General features: G+C 62.2%; 1 pseudogene. It reads right to left on the reverse strand.

Annotated features, from left to right (window positions below):
- Positions 1-466 (reverse strand): annotated as a pseudogene (locus AWU74_RS08185) (NAD(P)(+) transhydrogenase (Re/Si-specific) subunit alpha); the annotation flags it as partial.

Below are 466 nucleotides of genomic sequence, written 5' to 3' on the forward strand. Positions count from 1 at the left end.
CTTCATGGGTGAGACCATCTCGGCAGTGATGAGTTTGGGGGACGGCTTGCCAGGGATAGCAGCCGTGGTGATGATGACATCGTCCTTGCCAGCCTGTTCCATGTACAACTCGGCGGCGCGGGCGTTGTAGTCGTCGCTCGTCTCTTTGGCGTAGCCGTCAGAACTGACGCCTTGGTCAGAATCTCCGGTTCGCACGTGTAGGAAGATGGCGCCCATCGACTGCACCTGCTCAGCGGTCTCGGGGCGGACATCGGTGGCGTAAACCTCGGCACCCATCGAATTGGCGGCGCCCAGTGCAGCCAAACCGGCGACGCCAGTACCGATGACGAAGACTTTGGCCGGCGGAACCTTGCCTGCCGCAGTGACCTGGCCACCGAAGGTGCGTCCGTAGGCGAATGCCGCCTCGACGACGGCGCGGTAACCGGAGATATTGGCCATCGAAGACAGTGCGTCCATCGACTGGGTC

The organism is Treponema endosymbiont of Eucomonympha sp. (assembly GCF_001028545.1).